This window comes from Arsenophonus endosymbiont of Apis mellifera, assembly GCF_903968575.1.
Taxonomy (GTDB): domain Bacteria; phylum Pseudomonadota; class Gammaproteobacteria; order Enterobacterales; family Enterobacteriaceae; genus Arsenophonus; species Arsenophonus apicola.
Map to the genome: position 1 here is coordinate 1 of NZ_CAJCFU010000031.1, position 21,626 is coordinate 21,626.

At 31.2% G+C, this 21,626-nt stretch carries 19 protein-coding genes and 2 pseudogenes; 12 read left to right on the forward strand and 9 right to left on the reverse strand.

Features of this window, described 5'->3' with window-relative positions:
- Positions 1-734: BRO-N domain-containing protein (locus H1X92_RS03365; protein WP_180558854.1), on the reverse strand; the 734-nt coding region annotated here is incomplete at its 3' end.
- Between the two features lie 409 nt (positions 735-1,143).
- On the opposite strand from H1X92_RS03365, the pseudogene H1X92_RS03370 reads away from it, so the two are divergent.
- The 4 genes and pseudogenes from H1X92_RS03370 to H1X92_RS03385 all read left to right on the forward strand — a co-directional run.
- Positions 1,144-1,311 (forward strand): annotated as a pseudogene (locus H1X92_RS03370) (isocitrate/isopropylmalate family dehydrogenase); the annotation flags it as partial.
- Positions 1,312-2,056: 745 nt separating this feature from the next.
- Positions 2,057-3,892, forward strand: a complete 1,836-nt coding sequence (locus H1X92_RS03375) for a hypothetical protein (RefSeq protein ID WP_180558856.1) — start codon at positions 2,057-2,059, stop codon at positions 3,890-3,892.
- Positions 3,893-4,234: 342 nt separating this feature from the next.
- Entirely contained in the window at positions 4,235-4,690 is a 456-nt protein-coding gene (locus H1X92_RS03380; RefSeq protein WP_180558857.1) for a lysis system i-spanin subunit Rz, read from the forward strand.
- Positions 4,691-4,831: 141 nt separating this feature from the next.
- On the forward strand, positions 4,832-5,596 hold the full coding sequence (locus tag H1X92_RS03385) for an N-acetylmuramoyl-L-alanine amidase (RefSeq protein ID WP_180558858.1): 765 nt from the start codon (positions 4,832-4,834) through the stop codon (positions 5,594-5,596).
- 607 nt (positions 5,597-6,203) lie between these two features.
- On the opposite strand, the gene H1X92_RS03390 is transcribed toward H1X92_RS03385, so the two are convergent.
- The 4 genes from H1X92_RS03390 to H1X92_RS03405 all read right to left on the reverse strand — a co-directional run bounded on the left by H1X92_RS03390 (position 6,204) and on the right by H1X92_RS03405 (position 8,583).
- Positions 6,204-6,683, reverse strand: coding sequence for a hypothetical protein (locus H1X92_RS03390; protein ID WP_180558859.1), 480 nt, complete (start codon positions 6,681-6,683; stop codon positions 6,204-6,206).
- A 514-nt stretch (positions 6,684-7,197) separates the two neighbouring features.
- Positions 7,198-7,944, reverse strand: a complete 747-nt coding sequence (locus tag H1X92_RS03395; RefSeq protein ID WP_180558860.1) for a hypothetical protein — start codon at positions 7,942-7,944, stop codon at positions 7,198-7,200.
- Positions 7,945-8,160 carry a hypothetical protein gene (locus tag H1X92_RS03400; RefSeq protein WP_180558861.1) on the reverse strand — a complete coding sequence of 72 codons (216 nt, stop codon included), beginning with the start codon at positions 8,158-8,160 and terminating at the stop codon, positions 7,945-7,947. It abuts the gene before it with no gap.
- A gap of 213 nt (positions 8,161-8,373) precedes the next feature.
- Positions 8,374-8,583 carry a hypothetical protein gene (locus H1X92_RS03405; RefSeq protein WP_180558862.1) on the reverse strand — a complete coding sequence of 70 codons (210 nt, stop codon included), beginning with the start codon at positions 8,581-8,583 and terminating at the stop codon, positions 8,374-8,376.
- 402 nt (positions 8,584-8,985) lie between these two features.
- Here H1X92_RS03405 and H1X92_RS03410 point away from each other — a divergent pair, with 402 nt between their 5' ends.
- A complete protein-coding gene (locus H1X92_RS03410; protein WP_180558863.1) occupies positions 8,986-9,372 on the forward strand; it encodes a pyrimidine dimer DNA glycosylase/endonuclease V in 387 nt (128 codons plus the stop codon).
- A gap of 214 nt (positions 9,373-9,586) precedes the next feature.
- Here the strand turns inward: H1X92_RS03410 and mgtS are convergent, their stop codons facing one another.
- Positions 9,587-9,718: a protein MgtS gene (gene mgtS / locus H1X92_RS16185; RefSeq protein WP_180558864.1), complete on the reverse strand. Its 132-nt coding sequence runs from the start codon at positions 9,716-9,718 to the stop codon at positions 9,587-9,589.
- 1,118 nt (positions 9,719-10,836) lie between these two features.
- On the opposite strand from mgtS, the gene H1X92_RS03420 reads away from it, so the two are divergent.
- Positions 10,837-12,297 (forward strand): alanine/glycine:cation symporter family protein, encoded by a 1,461-nt coding sequence (locus tag H1X92_RS03420; protein WP_180558865.1) that lies wholly within the window; start codon positions 10,837-10,839, stop codon positions 12,295-12,297.
- A 218-nt stretch (positions 12,298-12,515) separates the two neighbouring features.
- On the opposite strand, the gene H1X92_RS03425 is transcribed toward H1X92_RS03420, so the two are convergent.
- Together H1X92_RS03425 and H1X92_RS03430 are read right to left on the reverse strand one after the other, a co-directional pair.
- Positions 12,516-13,175: a lytic polysaccharide monooxygenase auxiliary activity family 9 protein gene (locus tag H1X92_RS03425; RefSeq protein ID WP_180558866.1), complete on the reverse strand. Its 660-nt coding sequence runs from the start codon at positions 13,173-13,175 to the stop codon at positions 12,516-12,518.
- A 586-nt stretch (positions 13,176-13,761) separates the two neighbouring features.
- The gene (locus H1X92_RS03430; RefSeq protein WP_180558867.1) at positions 13,762-14,154 is read right to left on the reverse strand and encodes a helix-turn-helix domain-containing protein; all 393 of its coding nucleotides are present in this window, start codon (positions 14,152-14,154) and stop codon (positions 13,762-13,764) included.
- 351 nt (positions 14,155-14,505) lie between these two features.
- Here H1X92_RS03430 and mgrB point away from each other — a divergent pair, with 351 nt between their 5' ends.
- Together mgrB and H1X92_RS03440 are read left to right on the forward strand one after the other, a co-directional pair.
- Positions 14,506-14,658 (forward strand): PhoP/PhoQ regulator MgrB, encoded by a 153-nt coding sequence (gene mgrB / locus H1X92_RS03435; RefSeq protein WP_180558868.1) that lies wholly within the window; start codon positions 14,506-14,508, stop codon positions 14,656-14,658.
- A 152-nt stretch (positions 14,659-14,810) separates the two neighbouring features.
- The gene (locus H1X92_RS03440) at positions 14,811-16,175 is read left to right on the forward strand and encodes an amino acid permease (protein ID WP_180558869.1); all 1,365 of its coding nucleotides are present in this window, start codon (positions 14,811-14,813) and stop codon (positions 16,173-16,175) included.
- Positions 16,176-16,231: 56 nt separating this feature from the next.
- Here H1X92_RS03440 and pagP read toward each other — a convergent pair whose 3' ends face one another.
- Positions 16,232-16,837, reverse strand: coding sequence for a lipid IV(A) palmitoyltransferase PagP (pagP, locus tag H1X92_RS03445; protein ID WP_180558870.1), 606 nt, complete (start codon positions 16,835-16,837; stop codon positions 16,232-16,234).
- 508 nt (positions 16,838-17,345) lie between these two features.
- Here pagP and H1X92_RS03450 point away from each other — a divergent pair.
- From H1X92_RS03450 to dtpA, 4 genes and pseudogenes are all read left to right on the forward strand, one after another.
- A complete protein-coding gene (locus tag H1X92_RS03450) occupies positions 17,346-17,555 on the forward strand; it encodes a cold-shock protein (RefSeq protein ID WP_180558871.1) in 210 nt (69 codons plus the stop codon).
- A 499-nt stretch (positions 17,556-18,054) separates the two neighbouring features.
- Complete coding sequence (locus H1X92_RS03455; protein ID WP_180558872.1) at positions 18,055-18,381, forward strand: hypothetical protein; 327 nt, start codon at positions 18,055-18,057, stop codon at positions 18,379-18,381.
- Positions 18,382-18,720: 339 nt separating this feature from the next.
- Entirely contained in the window at positions 18,721-18,924 is a 204-nt protein-coding gene (locus tag H1X92_RS03460; RefSeq protein ID WP_180558873.1) for a hypothetical protein, read from the forward strand.
- Between the two features lie 1,085 nt (positions 18,925-20,009).
- A pseudogene (dtpA, locus tag H1X92_RS03465) lies at positions 20,010-21,472 on the forward strand (dipeptide/tripeptide permease DtpA).
- Positions 21,473-21,626: the final 154 nt, after the last annotated feature.

Below are 21,626 nucleotides of genomic sequence, written 5' to 3' on the forward strand. Positions count from 1 at the left end.
AGCATTAGCTGGTTATCCTGTGTAGTCTGAGATAACAAAGTTTCTATCTCAGCAATAACTTTGTCGGCATTTTCACGTTTGCGAATAATGCGTTTAATCGCTGTTTTTTCTGCATCGGCTATTTTATCCTGAAGCTCTTCCGTTACGTGCCAGATACGCTCACACTCTGTAGCGATAGAAGGGACTAGTAGTACTTCCATTGGATAGGGTGAGGGAATGCCGGTGACTTCTCTCAATGCATACCAGATAGCATTATTCCATGCTTGTTTGAAACGAAAGTTCTGCGTCATTAGGGCAATGATACGAGCAAGATTTTGAGTGTCTTTGCTGCTGAACTTTTCGTGAGCTTCAGGTTGGTATTTTGGGTGCTCATATTTACCCGTTTTGCGGATTGATGGAAGGACTTCATTTGTTACCCATTTGCGGAAACGATGAGGGAGTGTTCCTTGTTTGACTGCATCACGGCAACGGAGTACTAAAGTGTACATGCCTGATTCGGAAATAATATTAATTTCTTGTACGCGATTATCAAACATTTCTCTATGGCGAAGCCCTATGTTGAACATAGACCTCTCATCATCATCTAATTTTTCAATCGCTTGAGTGACATTTTGAATTTGTAGAGTTGTACAGACATCTTGAGCAACGAACCAAAGTTCACCATTGATAATAATTGTACGTACTTGATGGTTTTCAAAATAAAATGGAGTAATAGCTAATGTTGGAAGTGTCATATGACCTCCGTTGATAATCTGAATTTACCACCACCGTTGAGGTCAATCTTGGGTGGTGAACTGAACAGGGTTGACCTTACCGCGATTATCAGACGGCCAGCTTTTCAGCTGCCCTATCCAGCCCACCATTGAATTGTGGCTAGATTACGACATTAAAAAACACGCTCGCGGCGTGTGCATGTCGCGATAATCACAGCGAGAGGTCAATCCCGACATCTGATTTTGCAGATGCACACAAACTATAGCTCATGATTTCTTCTTTCGTCAATGGGTATTTTGTGGTTATCAAAACTAAATAAAATAAATGTATATATTCAATTAGTTATATGTCATCTATTTTAGCCATCTTAGGCTATAAGAAATTATAAAATAATAATATAAATCAATATTTTATTGAGTTTTTACCTATCTACTGTTACGCCACATGGGCTGGACAGAAGCGGCCGACTTAATCATTAAAGGCATGCAAGGGGCGATTGCCGCCAAAACCGTGACTTATGATTTTGAGCGCTTAATGCCTGGTTCTAAGCTATTGAAATGCAGTGAGTTTGGCGATGCGATCATCAGCCATATGTAATTGTCTGTTTTACTTGATTGATAACGGGAGCTTAACGGTTCCCGTTTAATTTATGCGCTATTTTTTCTCTACAAAACTTTAGCAAAACGCTTCTCCAAAACTGAACCCTTAAATGGCCATAGTTTGCCATTTTCTTCATAATTGTTGTGGTATGTTTCAGTCATTTTTCGGGATCTATCGCTGAGATTATTTGATTTCGTTTAATCTCAGCTTATCTTTTGTTGACTATCCTGCTCCTTTAGTGATTACTGTTTCATTATTTTAATTGTTTTTGCAAAGTTTTTGATTCTAATTATTGATAGGCTTTTGTTAGCAGGCAACTAATTTATGCTAGTTATAAATACATGGTAATTTCTGATTGTTTGTGTCATTTGTTTTGATTGTGGTTGGATATGAGGGACTTTATTATTGAGAAATTTAAATAATATTCTTATAAATTAATTAATTTTCAAATTGGTATATATCTATACAAAAAAATGATTTATCGATGGATGAATTTTTCTTCTTTTTTAAGATTAATTTCATCTAAAGCAAAATTTTTTCATCGTCACATATTATAAATTGTGCTCTACTTTTATTAGCAACTTCTACTGATTATCTTTCGCTGCAATTTTGATTATTGATAACTGAAATAGATACCAGTTATCTCAGTTAGTACTATGGCAAAAATATTATGCAAGGTAACGGATTTGTAACTATTTAATTTTAATTGTGGATAATTTTAATCTTATGGAGTGAGGTTAATATGCAACATTTTGATTCAATAGCAATATTAAAAAATAGTGAATATACCGGCACGGTATATGTTTGTGGTTATTTCCAATCTGGCGATGGTGGCGGCGGTTATTATATTTGGGATAGTGCTAGCGCAAGAGATGACAATGGTGGTACTGTTATTGCTTCTAACGTTAGTGCTGATGGTCGTTGGTTATTAAAACATAAAGGACAGGCTCATTTTTACCACTTTGGTATTCTGGATGATAGCAAACCCGCTGATGATGCACTCGACGCTATGGTCAATGATTTGTCTATTATGCGTATTGAAGCAGGTAGTAATCTATTATTTCAACGCCGTCATCATTTTAATCGTTCAAGTATTAGTTTGAATTTTAATCATTACCATATTTCGACGCAAGGCATCGCTCCTATTGTTGGTGCAGATGATCCTTTTGCCGCAGTATTCTTCTTTCAGGGAGAAATTAGCACTGCAGAAAGACAATTTACCTTGACTGAAACATTGAATGAGCAGACTGATATTTTTCCAGTTGCTGATGCCACACAATTTAAGATTGAGGATTGGTACGCACTGCAAGTTAATCATTTAGCCGGTAGTGATGAGCGCGAATTGCAAAAATTGGTACAGGTAATCGCGATTATTGATGATGAACATATTCAAATCAATTATTCCAATGGTTGGCAACTTGATACTGGGCGTGTTATCAGTTGGCGTAAAGTCATACCAGTGCGAGACGTGACCATTAGTAACTTTCATTTTACCGGTGCTGGTATTGATGCAAAAACCGGTAGTCATCCGATAGCTTTCGAATATGCAATTTATAGCAATGTTTTTGCTGTGCATGCTATTGGTAGCTTTTGGCCAGTAATAATGCGTCGATGGAATACCCATTACATAACAAAACAATGTTCGTTGCAAAATCCTGTCAACACGGCTTATGGTGGAGCGGGTTATTTAACCCAACAAATCTACTGTCTATATGGGCATGTTAGTGATTGCTATGTTGCAAATGCTAGACATTTAAATGATTTTACTGCTTCCGCTTATTGTATGGTGGAAAATTGTCATGCCACGGGGCAAAGTGCAGAAAAAGGCCCATTTGTTACACATGGTCAGTATGAACATGATCTTACATATACAGGTAACTCTGGGCTGATGACATTTGCCAACTCTGGTGCCCAGTGGGGTGGTTGTGCTAAGCGGATTAATGTCCGGCAACATGTTTGTCCCTGGTTTGTGGCTCGATATAAGATCAGTGATTTGACACTAGAAGATGTTATTGTTATCGCAGATGCGGCTATTCCTAGTTCTGGTATGTTATGGGTAAATGCAGATGGCTTACAAATGCGTGGCTGCAAAGTTGATCGTGAATTGCGCATAACACAGGCTTCGGTGCGATCCGTCCGTCGTAACCTAATTAATGGTTGTCATTTTAGCTGGCAAAATGAAACGCTACCAATTGTGCAATCTAGCGTTAAGAGTGCCGTAAATATCATAGATAGCGTGTTTGATGGTCTTAATGAGCATAGTTTTGCTAGTAGTGCGCCATTAAGTTTTGAGCGTTGTCAATTCAATGGTATGGCAAATACTGCACTATTAAAAGTAGCGGCGAATCGATTTTCGTTACGTGCTTGTGTGTTAGAGTCAATTTATCTGCAACTGTCTGGCGATAGTGAAAAACATTGGGATATTACCTTGTTGACTCAACATGGTGGTGGAATTGATTTTAGTGATTTTAGTGCCAACTCTTCATTAGTATTTGTTTATAACCGTTTGCAAAATAGTGAAATTATTGCCAAACCTGCCAGTAGTGACTATGTGATATGGCAAAATAATTTTATGTAATAACAGTATTTAATATTGCAAACAAGCGGGAAGTTTTATCTGTATTAAGCAACGGCCATTATATTAAACATATTCAATGTTATAAAAAATAAATTAAATATTATTAATTTTAATTAAATTTAATTTTGTAAAAAGAAAAATAATCAATTGTTATCTTTTTTATTTTGATTTTTTATTACAAATTAGCGACAGTTAGATTGCTTTTAAACATAATCTAAATTCGTATTTTCATTAATGGTAAACGGTTTATTAATTGATAAGTTCAATAATAGAAACCGCTTTTATTGTTAAGGAATAGGAGAATTAATATATGAGGAAACGTTTGAAGAAGCGTTTTTTATTATGAAATTAAATTCTATCATAATAATTATTGTAACATTAATATCCGCAATATTTGCCGTCATTTATAACGATTACAATCACCTAAAGTACCAATACCAACAACTCAAAGATGAATTACAACAACAAACAGAACTTAAAGACAATTATTTATACGAAATAAAATCGTTGCAACAAATTGATATTAAACGAACTCAGGAACTTAATAATGCGAAAATGGCAATACGTCAGCTTAGTAGTGATTTGCGTGATAACCATAAGCGCTTGCTCGTCAAAGCCGTATGTCCCGAAAACCATGGAATTGCCACCCCCACCACCGGCTTGGATGCTATCAGACCCACTGAATTGGCGCCAGACGCTGGACGAAATTATCTTCGTCTCAGACGTCAATTGGAAACATTAGAAGCCCAATTTTTGGGATTGCGGGCTAGAGTGCAGGAAATTTATAAACAAAAATAAATTTGTTATTCTTTTTTAAATAATAATTTTATTGTTGGTGATTAATATTGCCTTGAAATTAATTGTTACATTTTAAATAAGGAGTTAAATAATCGTTTCATTTATTGTCGATAATAATTAAGCGGCCAAGAGGAAAAAAACATGTACTTAATCGATTATAATTCATATCGTTCAGTCAAAAGTTTTAACCGTAGGACTCGTTTTCTTGTTATGCATTATACTGCTTTAAACTTTCAAGCTTCAATTACGGCATTAACCGGTAATAGTGTTAGTGCGCATTATTTAGTGCCTGATCCAACTGACAAAACATATCAGGCTGCTGGTTTTAAAGATGTTAGAATTTTTAATTTGGTGGATGAAAATGAACGTGCATGGCATGCGGGTGTCAGCTTATGGGCTGGACGCTCAAATTTAAATGATACCGCGATAGGGATCGAAATCGTTAATGAAGCGGGTTATGCTAATGGAAAAATGATTTTTCCGCCGTTTAATGACAAACAAATCGATGCAGTAAAAGAATTAGCATTAAATATTATTCAACGTTATCCGGATATGTCACCAACCAATATTGTTGCACATTCAGATATTGCCCCTGGACGTAAAAGTGATCCGGGCGCTGTTTTTCCATGGAAAAAACTTTATGACGCCGGGATTGGAGCCTGGTATGAAGATGAAATAAAGCAGCAGTATATGGCGCAATTTAAAAATAAAATGCCAGAAAAAATGGAGATTGTCACCAAATTAAAGCGCTATGGCTATGATGTATCTCGAGTTGCCAATAATAATGACTATACAAAATTGATCAGAGCTTTTCAGTTACATTTTCGCCAATCAAATTATGATGGTAAAGTAGACGTTGAAACTGTGGCTATTCTTTATGCATTAGTAGCAAAATATTTTCCTTAATAATTTATTAATATTTACTTTATAAAAACTATCATGCAATTTTGATGGTTTTTATCTTTAAGTATGACAACCCAAAGTAACTGGTAGTGAAATGCTTACTGCAGCAAATATTATCTTAATTTTGCGAGTTTAAAAAATATTGGTTAAACCAATGCTTATTGGTAGTTTAGTTAACAGCAATAAGAAGAAGTCATTATATCCTTTTATTACTTTTTAGTCTTAGTCGGTATTTTGTCACATTAATCTATCTGTTTGAAAAAACATTTTTTATGGATATTAATGGTTTTAGAATATTAAAATGAGGTGATAAAGTAGTGTTTTTTTTTAATTTGAGTTTTTAATACACAGAGGATGTTAATATTTTTATTTGAAACTTAATGTTAAGATTTTATTTAAAAAATACAGTTTACTATACTGTATTCGCCAGTAAATTATTATTCTTCCATACAATACTCGGTAAAATTTACGCTATGTTAATCATTCGCGATAACCGTATGATTTTATATTTAATTATTAGGTTTTTACCTTATTTTGCTAACCAGCCATATCGGCTGGTTTTTTGAATTATTACTTTTTGCTACCAAACTGGCACGATCATCACTTTATATTAAGGATAATCTCTATTTAAATTAGCGAGTTCTTCTTCATGATTTTCTATATTGCTATTACTATTATGAACAGAACTGCCTGAGTTATGGCTGTTGGGTTTAATGCTAGTGTTACGTCTACCAGTTTGATCCATGTAATTTACGCCATTATGGAAAGTTGTTGAGACATAAGTATCAAGACTTTTTCTGGTTGCTACATTGGTTGCCTTAAAAGACTCTGTGATGCCAGTTTGTGCAATAGTTGAACTTTTATCAATGTTAGTCATTACCGTTTCTAAGGCTTTATTGGTTATAGTATTAGAAAGTTCCAGGCTGGATTTTAGCGACTCTAAATCATTTTTTACTGTATTGTTATGAATAGCAGTATATGCAAAATTAAAAGCTTTATCGATAGTAGAATCAGCGAAATTTAAATTTTCGGTAGCTACAACTTTAGTATAGTTGAGATTTTCCTGTAGCATGATTCTAGCTTGAGCCAAATTTCTTGCGTCATCGCTTTTATATCTTCACACCTATGGTAATGTCTTTTGTTGTGCTTTGGAATATCTGTAATTCTAGTCGGGAAAGGGGGCTGTATTTTGTCAGCTATTGCTGGCACAAAATGACAGATAGATAAGATAATAACAATGGATACTTTATATAATAATTTCATAGCTTATCTCCTAATATATTAATTGTTATTAAGTATAGCCGATTATAACAATTATTTAACATTTTAAGGTGTTATTCAAATGTCAGCCTGGCTGTTTAATCATGGCAGTGGTTGAAATAATGTAATTAATGGACAGAAAAGATAACTTTGTAAGATATGTTGGCTAATACTTTTTATGGTTAATAAAAAGCGGTTATTTATCATAAAATTAGTTAACTAACTAATTGAATTGTAATTTAAAATAGTTATATTATTAATATCTCTCTCTTTCATCAGCTAAATAAAAGAGAGATAGGATATGCATTTTTCATGAAGTGATAAATAGTGGTTACTAACAACGACTATCCTTGGTATGTAGTGGCAATTTCATCTTCTGTGATATTATCAATATTACTATTATCAGCGGCGTTGGCTGTACCTACCCTATTGTTATTAAGAGCTTTATTATCATTGGTTGGATCTGCAATCGTAAGAGAGCGGTTAGTAGTAGAATTTGCCAGATTAAGACCTTGATTAGTCGTTGAATTAACAAGCTCTGAACTGGCATGCGCGGTGTTAGCAGCCATATTTAAGCCATTGTTAGCGGTATCTTTAACTGCCTCTATTGTTATTTGAGAAATAGCCTTGTTTGAATCAAAAGTCTCATTAAGCGCTGTTTCCGCTGCGTTAAAGCTTGTGTCGAGAATAAGGTGAGTTATATCGAAGCTATCATTAGCAGTTTTACCCACTAGTGCTAGCGTCTTATCTATCGCTTTATCGGCAGTATTCATCCCCATGTCAATCGCTTTGATGGCCAAATCTAAATTTTCAGGATTAGGGGCATTTCCAGGTTTTCCTTTTGAAATTTTTGTAGAGTATGATGTTACTTGATGAAAAATATCGTCGACAGATTTAAAACTATTATTGGAAGTAGCCTCTACCATGTCAAGTGTTCTATTGGTGAGATCGGCTGCCATTTCTAACCCTTTTTGTATAGTGTCGTTGGCTAAACTCAAAGCGCTATTGGTCGTTTGTTGATTGGCATTTAAACCAGAGTTAGCAATATTGTCGATAAGCTGGGTGCTATTATTGACGACGGATTGACTCAACTAATTGGCAGCAGTATTTGCTTTTTCAACTGTATTATAAGTTGTTCTTACTGTTTTGTTGGCGATATTTGAACCGCTTTGCAGAACTGAGTTTACAATATCCTCATTGGTGTGTGGTTCTGGATTATTTTGTGACTTATCTTTAGCCATGGTAATCGTAGAATTAAGTCCGATCAGTATTGTGATAATAGTAGATATTTTTGATAATGACTGCATGGTTTATACCCTCGAAAATAATAATCATTATCAAGTATAGTTTATTTTTAACATTAATTTAACGTTTGATCGGTTTTATAAATTTAATCCGCTTCACATCATTGAAATGGAGATGCTTATTTTTTCTGCCATGACTAATTATAATTAATAAAGTATAGCTGCCAATGGATGGCAGCAAAAAAAGAGCAAATTGATAGTTCTTTAGTAGTTAAGTTAATCCTTTAATATAATGTTGTAAGCTTTGCCATTAACATCATGGGTTAAACAATGACGTCTCTCATCTTCGACTGACACGACGATTTTCTCACAAGCATAGATAGCAGTTGGTGAAGTAAAGGCATGGCAAATATTAACAAAGTAAGCTGTTAAAACAGATATAATAGACAAGGTGTTAAATAAAATTTTCATCGTTAGTGTTAGCATATATAAAGCGGCAATCTTAATTCAACAAGCAGATATTTCAATGTTTTTTGTAAAATACTTACCAAGTTATTTCTAAGGTTTTTTATTAGAGTTTTGTATTGTTTTTTACTCTATATCATTGTCAAAATACTTAACATATAGCTAATTTAAACCGGATTATAAGTATGCAATGATTAAAATATGATAATGTTGTTGGTTTATAAAAAATTACGCTAATTTTATTGTAACTAGTGTAAGATAATTGACCATAGTGGTTTTAGTTAATCCATAAAATGGATTAGCAATAACAATATAGGATAAAGTTGTTTTTAATATAAATTCAGTAATGGATAAAATTATTTTAATATAGCAAATAGAGATATAATAAGACTTTTAACATAAAAATTTGGTTATTAGCTAATTATGACGAGAATAAATGTAATCCCGCCTAATGAATTATGCGATCAACACTTTTTGGCAGAACATAGAGAATTAACTCGGATACCAAACTATATTGTTAAAAAAGAAGGGCATGTTGCGTTGTCGACGTTAACTGCTTATACCTTGGGCAAAGGACATGTTCTATTTTTTAGAGATAAATTGTTATTTTTATATTTGCGATATACATCACTACATCAGGAGTGTCTTGATCGAGGATTTGCTGTTACTAATAAATGGCCAGCCGAAGTAAAAAACTATTCTCAGTTATGGAACAATTATCAAGTTACTGAGGTAGATATCATGATTAATAAGGCCAGGATAGCTGAAAGAATGCCATTAAAACCTCGATTTACGCCTCATAAAAAATAATATTATTAGCAAAATTTGCTTTCGATTTGCTGTTGATTTTTCGTTATGAATATTGAAATAAGTAGAATTTAATTTAGATAAAATTAGGTTTTTACGGATTGAGGATTTTATAAAATATTTTAAATTTGATTTTTAGATATAAAAATAACGCCCCTTTTCAGATTATAATCTAATAAAGGGGCGTTTTACTCGGTGGATACTCTTCAGTATTCATTTAATCATCCCATTTTGGGCTCATCATTGCGGCGAAAATACCAGATGCGCAAATCAGGCCGAGAATTAACAAAAACATAATATTCTCCTTATTTTTGGTTAATGCATTTCGATAGAAATACCTCGCTAACATGAAAGTTAAATGCCATTATTTGGCTCAATAATTTTAGTCAGATAGCGACAAGATAAAAAGTGGTATTTTACATAAAAGGTAGGTTATTTCATTTTGTTGAACTTTCATTTAATGTTTTTCGTTTTAGCCAAAAATTGGCAGCCTTAAGGAGCATGGGCACACTTTTAGTTTGATTAACTGGCTGTTTTAGTAATGAAATGCGGCTTGTAACTATTATTAAAGTAAGATCAAGTTGCGGTGGTGTTACTAAATTAAATTCTTGCAAAACATTTTAATTATTGTAGTTAAAAATATTTTATAAAAAATTTATCAAAAGAATGGCATGTTTTTTTGATATTTTAGGGAATTTATTACTAGTAATAAATTAATGTTAGATAAATAATATATTAAATAATTGATTAATGAAATAATAAACAGGCAACTGCTTTTATATTAAAAAAACGTATTAATAGTGTAATTAAATAAAGTTATTATAATAAATTTTAAAATATAAAATAAGTAATTGTTGATTTCATTACCGCTAAATATAAAAATAATACCAGCAAATAAAAGTATCAAAATAAACTTAATGAATAAGTTGCGAAAAATGAGATTTAGGTTATAGTTAAATATTATATTTAGTTTGGCTGATATATTAAATTACATTAGTAATTATAATTAATTAGTTGATTATTGTATGTTATTTTTATTTGGTGAAATTTAATATGAATAATTACTACAGTTATAGAATTAATATTAAATATATCTACTACTATCTATAAAAATATGAAGACAATTTGCTTATTGATGTCTAATATCGCTATGATTTACCTGATAATGATATAATTGATTATATACATTTAAACTCTGCAAATTGACAAATATCTTTGTTTACCTTTGGTTATATTGTCGGTTTGTAGCTAATCATAATTCTCACTTTTAAAATAAAAAGGTTACCTAAAGAGGATGTTTATGTTACATTTTAAGGCAGTTTTACTGCTTAGTAATGTTATTACTTTTCAATAAAAGAGTGAAATTTATACAAATAAAAGGGTCATTTTTAATAAAGGTTTAGTATTATTTATTAGTGTATTTGATTTTTTGGACAGTTTTTATTAGTACAGATAAGGGGAAATGTTTTGACGGAACTGATAGACAATTTTAATAATATTCTCTGGAGTGGTGTATTAATCTATTTATTACTTGGAGTAGGTATCTATTTTACGTTAGGCACTGGTCTTATTCAATTCCGCCATTTTGGGCATATGTTTACTATACTGAAAAATAGTAATAAATCAGATAGTTCAGGTATATCTTCTTTTCAAGCTTTGTGCACAAGTCTAGCAGCTAGAGTTGGAACTGGAAATCTTACGGGTGTTGCCATTGCATTAACTGCAGGAGGGCCTGGTGCCATTTTTTGGATGTGGCTTGTTGCTCTAATTGGTATGGCTACCTCTTTTGCCGAAAGTACATTGGCACAATTATACAAAACAAAAGATGATCAAGGAAATTATCGTGGTGGCCCCGCTTACTATATGGAAAAAGGCCTTAAAATGCGTTGGATGGGAGTCCTTTTTTCTATCTTTCTTATCATCGCTTTTGGTTTAGTATTCAATTCTGTTCAAGCTAATTCAATTGCTCAAGCAACAGCCGTCGCCTTTGGCTTTAATCCTCTTTACGTAGGAATTGCGCTTGCAATAATTTGTGGCATTATTATTTTTGGTGGACTACGTTCAATTGCTCGGGTGGCAGAACTCGTTGTTCCTATAATGGCAATCGCTTATTTGATATTGGCATTTTGGGTGATGAGCAATAATATTGAACGTTTGCCAGATGTTTTTCTGTTGATTATCAAACATGCTTTTGGTTTGCAAGAGGCTGTTGGCGGCGTAGTAGGTTATGGTGTTGCTCAGGCTATGACGCAAGGAATACAGCGTGGACTATTTTCCAATGAGGCAGGCATGGGGTCAGCGCCAAATGCTGCGGCAGCAGCTTCACCATACCCGCCACATCCGGCATCGCAAGGATATGTACAGATGCTAGGTGTTTTTATGGATACTTTAGTGATTTGTAGCGCAACGGCAATTATCATTATTTCTTCGGGGGCATTAGATAATGCTGAGGCCACTATTAGTGGAATTGAATTAACCCAGCGAGCTCTTTCTTCAGCTGTTGGTGATTGGGGCGCAATTTTCATTGCCATAGCTATTTTTTTCTTTGCTTTTACTTCAATTATTGCAAATTATGCTTATGCAGAAAGTAATATGGTTTTTTTAGAAAATAACCATACGGCCGGATTATATATTCTTAGACTTGCTACTTTAGGAATGGTTATTTTTGGCTCAATAGCAGAAATGCCCTTAGTTTGGAAATTAGCTGATGTTTCGATGGGCTTGATGGCGTTAACAAATCTAATTGCAATATTAATGCTTTCTGGTATCGCGTTTAAACTTACCAAAGATTACAACCAACAACGTAAAGCGGGCAAATTACCTACCTTTGATATAGATGCTTATCCTGATATAAAAAAGCAGGTAGAGGATGGTATTTGGGAAAAGAACAATTTAAAACAATGGAATGAACGAGGGGCTAATAGTTAGCTAATATAATAAAAACCTTCGTATAAGAAGGTTTTTATTACTATATTCATCTAAATTTTTATTTATTTGTTATTAGTACATATATTTGTAACAAAATTATAATGGAATAATATTTTACTGTAATTTAATAAAATAAAAGAGCGTATTTTTTATAAACTATTATCTATCAAAAGTTAGATAATTTAGCTTTGTATTTTAGTTATTTTTTATAATGTTAGTTAGATTTTTTTATCGAAATCAAAATCAAAGGTTTGATAAAACGCCATACCAGTATCAGCAATAATCCATAGTAGTACAACAACATGATGGCCTTTTTTTCTATCTACGGGTAATTGAATATCATGTTCGTATTTTACTGGTAAGTCATATGACCAGAATGGGACATCAGGGGAAATATCTTCGAAAAAAGGTGTCATTTCAAAATGGTTACGAGTTAATCGTGTGGTAGTGTCCCAGCCATTCTTAGTAATGTAGGCTACATAACCACGTGTTTTATGTTGTTGTGTATATTCCCATGTAAAGTGCTGTAAACCGTTTTTAGGAACTAGATGCTTAGGCCAAGCTATCTTTCCTTCTGCAATTAATTCATTATCTGTGGAATTTAAGTAAGCTCTTTCTCCTGTTCTTCCACCACTGACGATTAATCCATCTTTTGGTGGTGTACTACTCGCGACGTCTGATGGCTCACGTATACAAGGTCCACTTTTAGTTTGTGGAAAATTTTTTCCTCCTTCTAACTCATTAGTTTCCCAGCCTAATCCCCACCAGCCATTTATCGAAGCAAAGTGTCCGCGTGAAGCGGGTGTTATAATCCTACCATGAGCAGGCTGAATATTATCTAATGTTTCCCCATTATTCTGGATAAAATTATTAGGCATATTGTCTCCTGAAGTTTATTGAATGGTTAAGTGTGCTCACTTCTAAAACTAGATATATCAACACATTGGATAAAATATAGTTTTCTGTTTAGACTGAATAGATAAAATTATTTAAATTGTGATAATTAAAATGAATAAAATTTATATTTAATTATAATTTGTTATAATTTTTTTATTTTCTTTAATTGAGAAGCAATAATTAAATATTACATTGTTAAATTTCTTTTATATATTATTAATTAGTTTAAATATAATAGTATTGTCTTTAGTAAGAAAATATTTTGTGCTGACTTATTTTGATTTTATTTTAGTTAATTACTAATTTTAGTTATTCAAAGAAATATTCATTTTTGTTGGGTAAAATGTATATTATTTATATCATATGATTTTAAGAGTATAGTAATTATTTTCACTTAACAGTAAGATCATATTGAATATTAATAAAAGATGCTAAATTAAAATAAAGTCGCTGTAGATTTATGTCATCTTATCTTAGCATCTATAATAACCATTAATTTTTAATGGATTATTGATCACAGTGTTAGTTAGTTATCACTAGTTTGATTAACATATCATTTCCTTGCGGTTAAATATTTGATGAATGTTGGTAAATGAAATGTAGCGGCTCCTTGATTTCTAATTTGATATTGGGATTTTGCCGAAAATCGTAAGGTGTAATACCAAATTCTTTACGAAACATATAGGTGAAATGTGATTGTGAGCCAAAGCCAAAATCTAACGCAATATCAAAAATGGCTTTAGAACTATTTCTCAGAAGATTAACCGCTTTAGCTAGTCGACGTTGCCGAATATATTTACCAAGTGAAATTCCTGTGATCTCTTTAAAAATTTTTTGCATATGCCAAAGAGAATAACCTGAGTAGGCGGCAAGCTCTTCCAGGTAGATTATTCTCCCTATGTGTTCTTCGATCCATTTACTTAATTCGCAAACAAGTGCTAAGTGGGTATCTTGTAGCATTGTGATATCATACTAGTTATAGGTTAAAGAAGTATACACAACTTTTTTTAGGGATGACAAAGTTCGATAGCTGGATGTTTAAATAATTTATAGATAATTCATGTTTCTCTTCAAAAAGATCAGTATATCTCTCTATAAATGAGTGTTTAAACCATTTTTTATCTATAATGATTATTTTCAACAAGGGTAGTTTACTGATAAACAGTATGGACAATAAATTAATAAAAAGACTTTATTGATTTAAGCAATGGTACTATGGTTATTTCAGTAAATGACTTGATTTTTTATATCTAGTAACATATTAATTATTTTTATCCCATGTGTTATTAAAAATATGAAAAGGGTTAGATATTGAAAATAAAAAAAATAGTAATTGCGATAATCATCGTTTTACTCTGCTTATTTTTATATTTAGTTGCATTAGACAGTTATTGTGACCAAGATCAGAATGGTGGAAATTTTACTATTGGCATCTGTAAAGTAACCGGTTATTTGCCATTTTAACTAAAATTAATAGGGTTTTAATCTGATTTAATTAATTTAATATAGGCTTAAATAGAAATTAATGTTTTAATTAATAGTTTTGACATGCGCTTTTAGTTAAGGTTTGCATTGATAAAAATATTAGGAAATTAGAATAAAATGAAGGTTTAATTATGGCGGAACAAGTTGGGCAAACGCTTAAGCGCGGGTTGAAAAATAGACATATTCAATTGATAGCACTAGGTGGTGCTGTTGGAACAGGACTTTTTTTAGGAATTGCACAAACCATAAATATGGCAGGGCCATCTGTTTTATTAGGTTATGCAATAGGTGGATTTATTGCTTTCCTGATTATGCGTCAATTAGGAGAGATGATTGTTGAAGAACCTGTTGCTGGTTCTTTTAGTCACTTTGCTTATAAATATTGGGGCTCTTTTGCTGGTTTTTTATCTGGCTGGAACTATTGGGCAATGTTTATTTTGGTTGGTATGGCTGAACTGACTGCCGCAGGTATTTATGTTCAATATTGGTGGGATATACCAACCTGGATTTCAGCTGCATTCTTTTTTGTTGTGATCAATCTAATCAATCTTACGAATGTACGTTTATATGGTGAAACAGAATTTTGGTTTGCAATAATTAAGGTATTAGCAATTATTGCAATGATTATTTTCGGTTGCTATCTGCTAATTAGTGGAAAAGGTGGCCCACAAGCATCGGTAGCAAATCTTTGGCAATATGGGGGATTCTTTCCGAATGGCGTTACTGGATTGGTAATGGCGATGGCAGTTATTATGTTTTCTTTTGGTGGATTAGAGCTGGTTGGCATAACAGCTGCGGAGGCGGAAAATCCGACACATAGTATTCCTAAAGCGACTAATCAAGTTGTTTATCGTATTTTAATCTTTTATATTGGTTCTTTATTTATATTGCTCTCACTGTATCCTTGGATAAATGTTGTTAGTGGCGAAAGCCCGTTTGTACTTATTTTTCATGATATTGGCGATAAATTTGTTTCTAATTCGTTGAATATTGTTGTTTTAATCGCGGCATTATCCGTTTATAACAGTGGAGTATATAGTAATAGTCGTATGCTTTATGGTTTAGCAAAGCAAGGTAACGCTCCACATTTTTTAAATACAGTAACTAAGCGTGGTGTTCCTATAGTATCGATTGCTATTTCAGCGTTAGCAACCTCGGGTGGTATTTTAATCAACTATTTATTAGATGGTAAAGCGCTAGAATTACTAATGTCGTTAGTTGTGACAACCTTAGTAATTAACTGGGTTATGATTTGTATTTCTAATTTAAAATTTAGAGCGGTAAAAATAAAAGAAGGTGTTGAACCTAAATTTAAAGCATTATGGTATCCATTTGGTAATTATCTCTGTTTAGTTTTTTTATTTCTTATTTTAATTATCATTTTAATGACGGATGGAATTCGTATTTCAGTCATTCTTATGCCATTTTGGATTATGTTTTTATGGATAGGATTTTTATTCACAAAAATAAGAAAAAAAAATAAATCTAATTGGTAAAATAGTAACCGACAGCCCTGGATTATACCAGGGTATTAGTATAAAAATTAAAGAGTTTAATTCCATTGCCAACGTACCCAAGCAAAAAGCACATTACCGTTATTGTATGTACCAGGGACATATGTTGCTTGGATTGATAATTGCTTATATTCAATAGAAGCAATTGGAAGTGGTAATGGCAGGGGGAGATACCACAGTTCATTTCTGGCGGTTATACTTAGCGTAAAACCTGCTCCAATAAGAAATTCATCAATATTAATTGGTCGCCAAACTTTTTGAAATCCATATCCAACTATGGGCTGCACATTATTATGAGAATCAGCAAAAGCCATAGCATAAATAGAATGCCAATTACCATTTTGATCAAAGCGGTATTTACCTATACCTAATCCCCAAGGAGTTTCATTATAGTCGGAAATTTTTTTATTATCATAAGTTAACCGATTATGCCAAATTAAAAAAGGTAAATAAATTTCATAATGATGAGAATTCCATGTCTTATTAATATTATAAGTAAATCTTTGTACTAATGAGAAAGCATAATTATTTCTTGTATCAATAGGGTTAGATGAATTAAATGTCGCTATTGTGTAAGTTGGAAATATGCAGCAGGAAACTAATATACCAACTGAAACAATATTAATAAATCGTTTTAGATTCATTCTAGAGTCCAAAATTCAGTTATTATGTGACAAATATTCATATCCCTCCAATATAGTTAGAAATGTAGAATTGGTTTAATATAATTAAAGTTTTGCATTTAGTATTATAACTAATAATAAAAGAAAAATGAAAATAGTAAAGTAATTTGCTTAATATTAACAATAGAATTAATTATTATAGGCTTATATAACAAGTTTATGAATGCAACTTAAACATTTCAATTTTAGAATGCATAATGTATAAATAATTAAAATTATTGAATTGCTAATTGAAATAGATAAGACTACATGCGTATTTTTTATTGTATTTCTTTTATTTTCTTGATAGAAAATAGAGAAAAAGATTTTCCACTGTTAAGTTATTTAAAGTGACTCATAGCTCTAAGATATAAAATAATTTGCTATTGTAAATAAAGTATGTAATAGCACATATATAAGCAGTAATAATATATTGTTTAATATCTGTTGTGTTATTTAAAAATCAATTTATGGTATTAAAGGAAAAAAAATGACAAAGATCACTGGTACAGTAAAGTGGTTTAATGAAACAAAAGGTTTTGGTTTTATTACACCTGAAAGTGGTGGTAAAGATGTGTTTGTTCATTATACTGCTATTGATGTTAATGGTTTTAAAACATTGACAGTAGGTCAGAGGGTTGAATTTGATATTCAAGAAGGCAGTAAGGGTTCTGCGGCTAATAATGTAACGATTATTTGATTATTATTAAAAATGATAAGTTATGAATTACTTAATTGTAAGATAATTTATTTGATTGGCTATATCAATATTTTGACTCATCCTGCATATAACAGGATGAGTTTTATAGATAATAATAAGTTCAATTTTTATTATGTTTTATATTATATAGTTGTTAATTGGTATAATGTAATTTTAATAAAAACATTAGCTATATTTAAATAAAAAACGATTTAATGCTCATTTGTTATTTAATACAAATTGACATGGATTCAGAATTTTATCCTTATCTTAGAATCCTTCATGAAATCATGTTATTAAAAAGAAAAATTAAGGCTATAATTAGTAGTAAATAAGATAAAAAATAGTTATCATATATAAGATAATCTTAATGTAATATCAAGTATTGACTATAAAGCATGCGATTAAAATGTACTTAAGCAAAATAAAAAATAATATTTGTTAATTATCTGTAAAAATAGTACTGGCATTAAAATAAAATTGGAGTTTTAACTATTTTATGAAAAAATTTTTAGTAGTTTTAATTATGATTCAAGCTTTATTCGTCTCAGCGTGCTCTGATGAGAAGTCTAAAATTGAAGCATACAAGAATAATTTTGTTAAGTATTGTATAAGTTCTGCAAAAGGAACTGAAGGTAATATAAGTACTATCACTGATGTATGTAATTGCGCGTTTGATAAAATAGTTAAAAATTATGGTATGAATAAATTTATACAATTAGATAAACAATTAAAGGATAATGGTTATACTCCGCCAGAAGTTGAGCAGAATATGGTGAGCATTGTTGAATCTTGCCTGGCAGAATTAAAGAAAAACACTCATTAATTTTCTATCTTAGCGCTGTTATTGTTATTCTGATTAATCGGCGCTTTTTAAAAATTAAGTTAAATATAAAAATTGATGACATTAAGTTAACGCTAATTATTATTGGAAATTAACTTTATTTTAATCGGGTAGTTTTAAAGTGTTTTGCAAATACGAATTAGCAAAATTATTATTTCAGACTGATTTAAATTAACGTTTCATATCAAATGAATTGTTTTTGTTTTGTTAATGTTTATTTAAAAAAAAGTATATCTGTATTTTTTTAAAATAAAATTTTTAAAATCTAAATTTATAGCTTATGCTTATAATTAATAGATTAACTAAAATGGATAACCATTTATGATGAAGCGTAATGAAAGTCTAAAATATACATTAGAGTCAATGGCTTATGATCTTGCTATCCAAATAGTTTCTAAATCATCTTATTCGTGGAATTCTAATGACTTATTAGCAGAATTGGCTGGAATATTGCCAATGTGTATAGAAATAATTAAATTTCAGCAAGAAAGTATAAAGCATAAAAGTAATAAAGTTTTGCAATAATAATTAATTGATTATTTTTATATAAAATGATATTTATATTATAAATTTGTTTAATAATTTCTTTATTATAAAATTGTTTTAATACGAAATGTTAATCGATTAAAAATTATAGTATTAATAGTACTTTATTTTACTTATTATGATTATAATTTTTGTTATTAAAAATAAACTGATAATTTAACTTTAGATAATATATTGGTAATGTATTTTATCTAATATGAAATTTCATTTTTCTCTATAAAATATATGGTTATCAATATTAGCGCTATTATTTACGATTGATTTAGCACTTAGTTAGTACCGCTATTTTATAATTAATTATTATAAAATATTAAAAAACTATGTGAGAGTATTTAGGCGTAGCACTGTTTAATGCATAAAATAATGTTTAACTATTATTTTGGGTTTTATTTTAAGTAATATCACATTCAACTTATATAGATTTGTTTTTTTAAATGAAATATTTTCAGTTCACTATTATAATCAAATCTTTATTATAATTTTTTAACAATTGCATTATTATTTTATAATTATTTAAAAAATAATCATGTTAACTTTTTATATTGTTATATTCCAATTAATTAATGCGCTGTCTTCGACAAAATAAATTTCTTACAAAAAATAAGTTTATTATTATATAATTTAAATTTTTTAACATTGAGTTTAATTTCAAATGGAAACTAAAATATTAGTTGATAGTCATATTTCTGCTAAAATTTGCCTATTATTATACTTTGATACTAATTAATTCTTTATTTTTTATGCATAAATGGCGTATATTGCTGTATATGCTTTGTTTACTTATGTAAAAGTTAGATGTTAAAAGCAGAATATGAAGCATATTCAAAAGTCTTAACTTATTGAATATATTTGCTATATTAGTTTTCATCCCGCGCTGTTAAAAGCATGAAAACAGCATGTTATAAATAATGGTGAGCGCATTTTTATGTCATACTTGACAAACTAACCGTGATCACTTGTTGGGATTATTTAGCTTTAATTTGATATTTTAATTTATAACTACAAAGTACACGGTGATGTTTCATGCATGTGTATATAACGTATTGGCTGTATAGAGGTAACTTGTGTCCACAATGAATAATAGCAAGAATATCAGTTTGAATGCTTTCAAACGACCACGTTCTTTTTATCTCATTTTTCAATTGAACTATGGGAAAGATTTGGCTTCAGTGGCTTACAGGGGATTTTGACAATTTATTTAACTCAAATGTTAGGAATGTCCGAAGCTCAATCTTTTATATTATTTTCTGCTTTTACTGCCTTAGTATATGGTTTTGTTGCAATTGGTGGATGGTTAGGTGATAAGGTATTAGGTACTAAAAGGGTTATTATATTAGGTGCTATCGTACTTATTCTCGGTTATGCTTTTATTGCTTATTCTAGTCACGATGTTTTATTGGTCTATCTAGGGTTAGCAACCATTGCAGTTGGTAATGGTTTATTTAAAGCAAATCCGTCTTCGTTACTTTCCACTTGTTATGATAAAAATGACCAGCGTCTCGACGGTGCGTTTACCATGTACTACATGGCTGTTAACATCGGATCATTCTTTTCTATGTTGGCCACACCCTGGTTAGCAAAGCATTATGGTTGGGATATTGCATTTTCATTAAGTGTGATTGGTCTGATTATTACTTTAGTTAATTTCTTATTATGTAAAAAGTGGGTCAAAGACTATGGTTCTAAACCTGATTTTCAATCGATAGAATTGTCTAAATATTTATTTACTATTATTGGTATAGTGGCACTCATTATACTTTCTAATTGGTTATTGCATAATATGGCTGTTGCAAGAGCCGCCCTGGCAATCATTTCATGTTTTATTGTAATTGTTTTTGTTAAGGAAACCATTACATTAAAAGGTGCAGCTCGCCGAAAAATGATTGTCGCATTTATTTTAATGATAGAGGCAGTTGTATTTTTTGTACTCTATAGTCAGATGCCAACATCATTAAATTTCTTTGCGATACATAATGTAGAACATAATATCTTGGGTATTAGTATTGAGCCTGCGCAATACCAAGCTTTGAACCCACTTTGGATCATGCTTGCCAGTCCGATTCTTGCATCTATATATAATAAGATGGGTGATAATTTACCTATGCCCCATAAATTTGCAATTGGAATGGTACTTTGTTCGACTGCATTTCTTGTCTTACCACTAGGTGCTAAGTTTGCTAATGACGCAGGCATTGTTTCTGTTAAATGGTTAGTACTTTCCTATGGTTTACAAAGTATTGGTGAATTGATGATTTCTGGTTTGGGATTAGCAATGGTAGCACAGCTAGTACCTCAACGCTTGATGGGCTTTATTATGGGTTCATGGTTTTTAACCAGCTCAGCTGCTGCTTTTATTGCAGGTTTTATTGCTTCTATGACAGCAACACCTCAAGGGGAGTCATTAAGCCCTTTAATATCTTTAGGCATATATAGTGATGTTTTCATGAAGATAGGTATGGTAACAGCGGTTATTGCATTAATTATGTTACTTACGGCGCCGTTACTTAATCGCATGACACAAGTATAAATTAGATATTTTATATCCAAGAAGCTATTGAACTTATGTTCAATAGCTTTTTTATTATTTTCATTTCAGATAATTTCTGGCTTTTGTATTATCGTATCAATTTAGCAGAAATTTTTAGAAAGTCAGCATTGGTTTGTTTGAGCAATTTATTGTT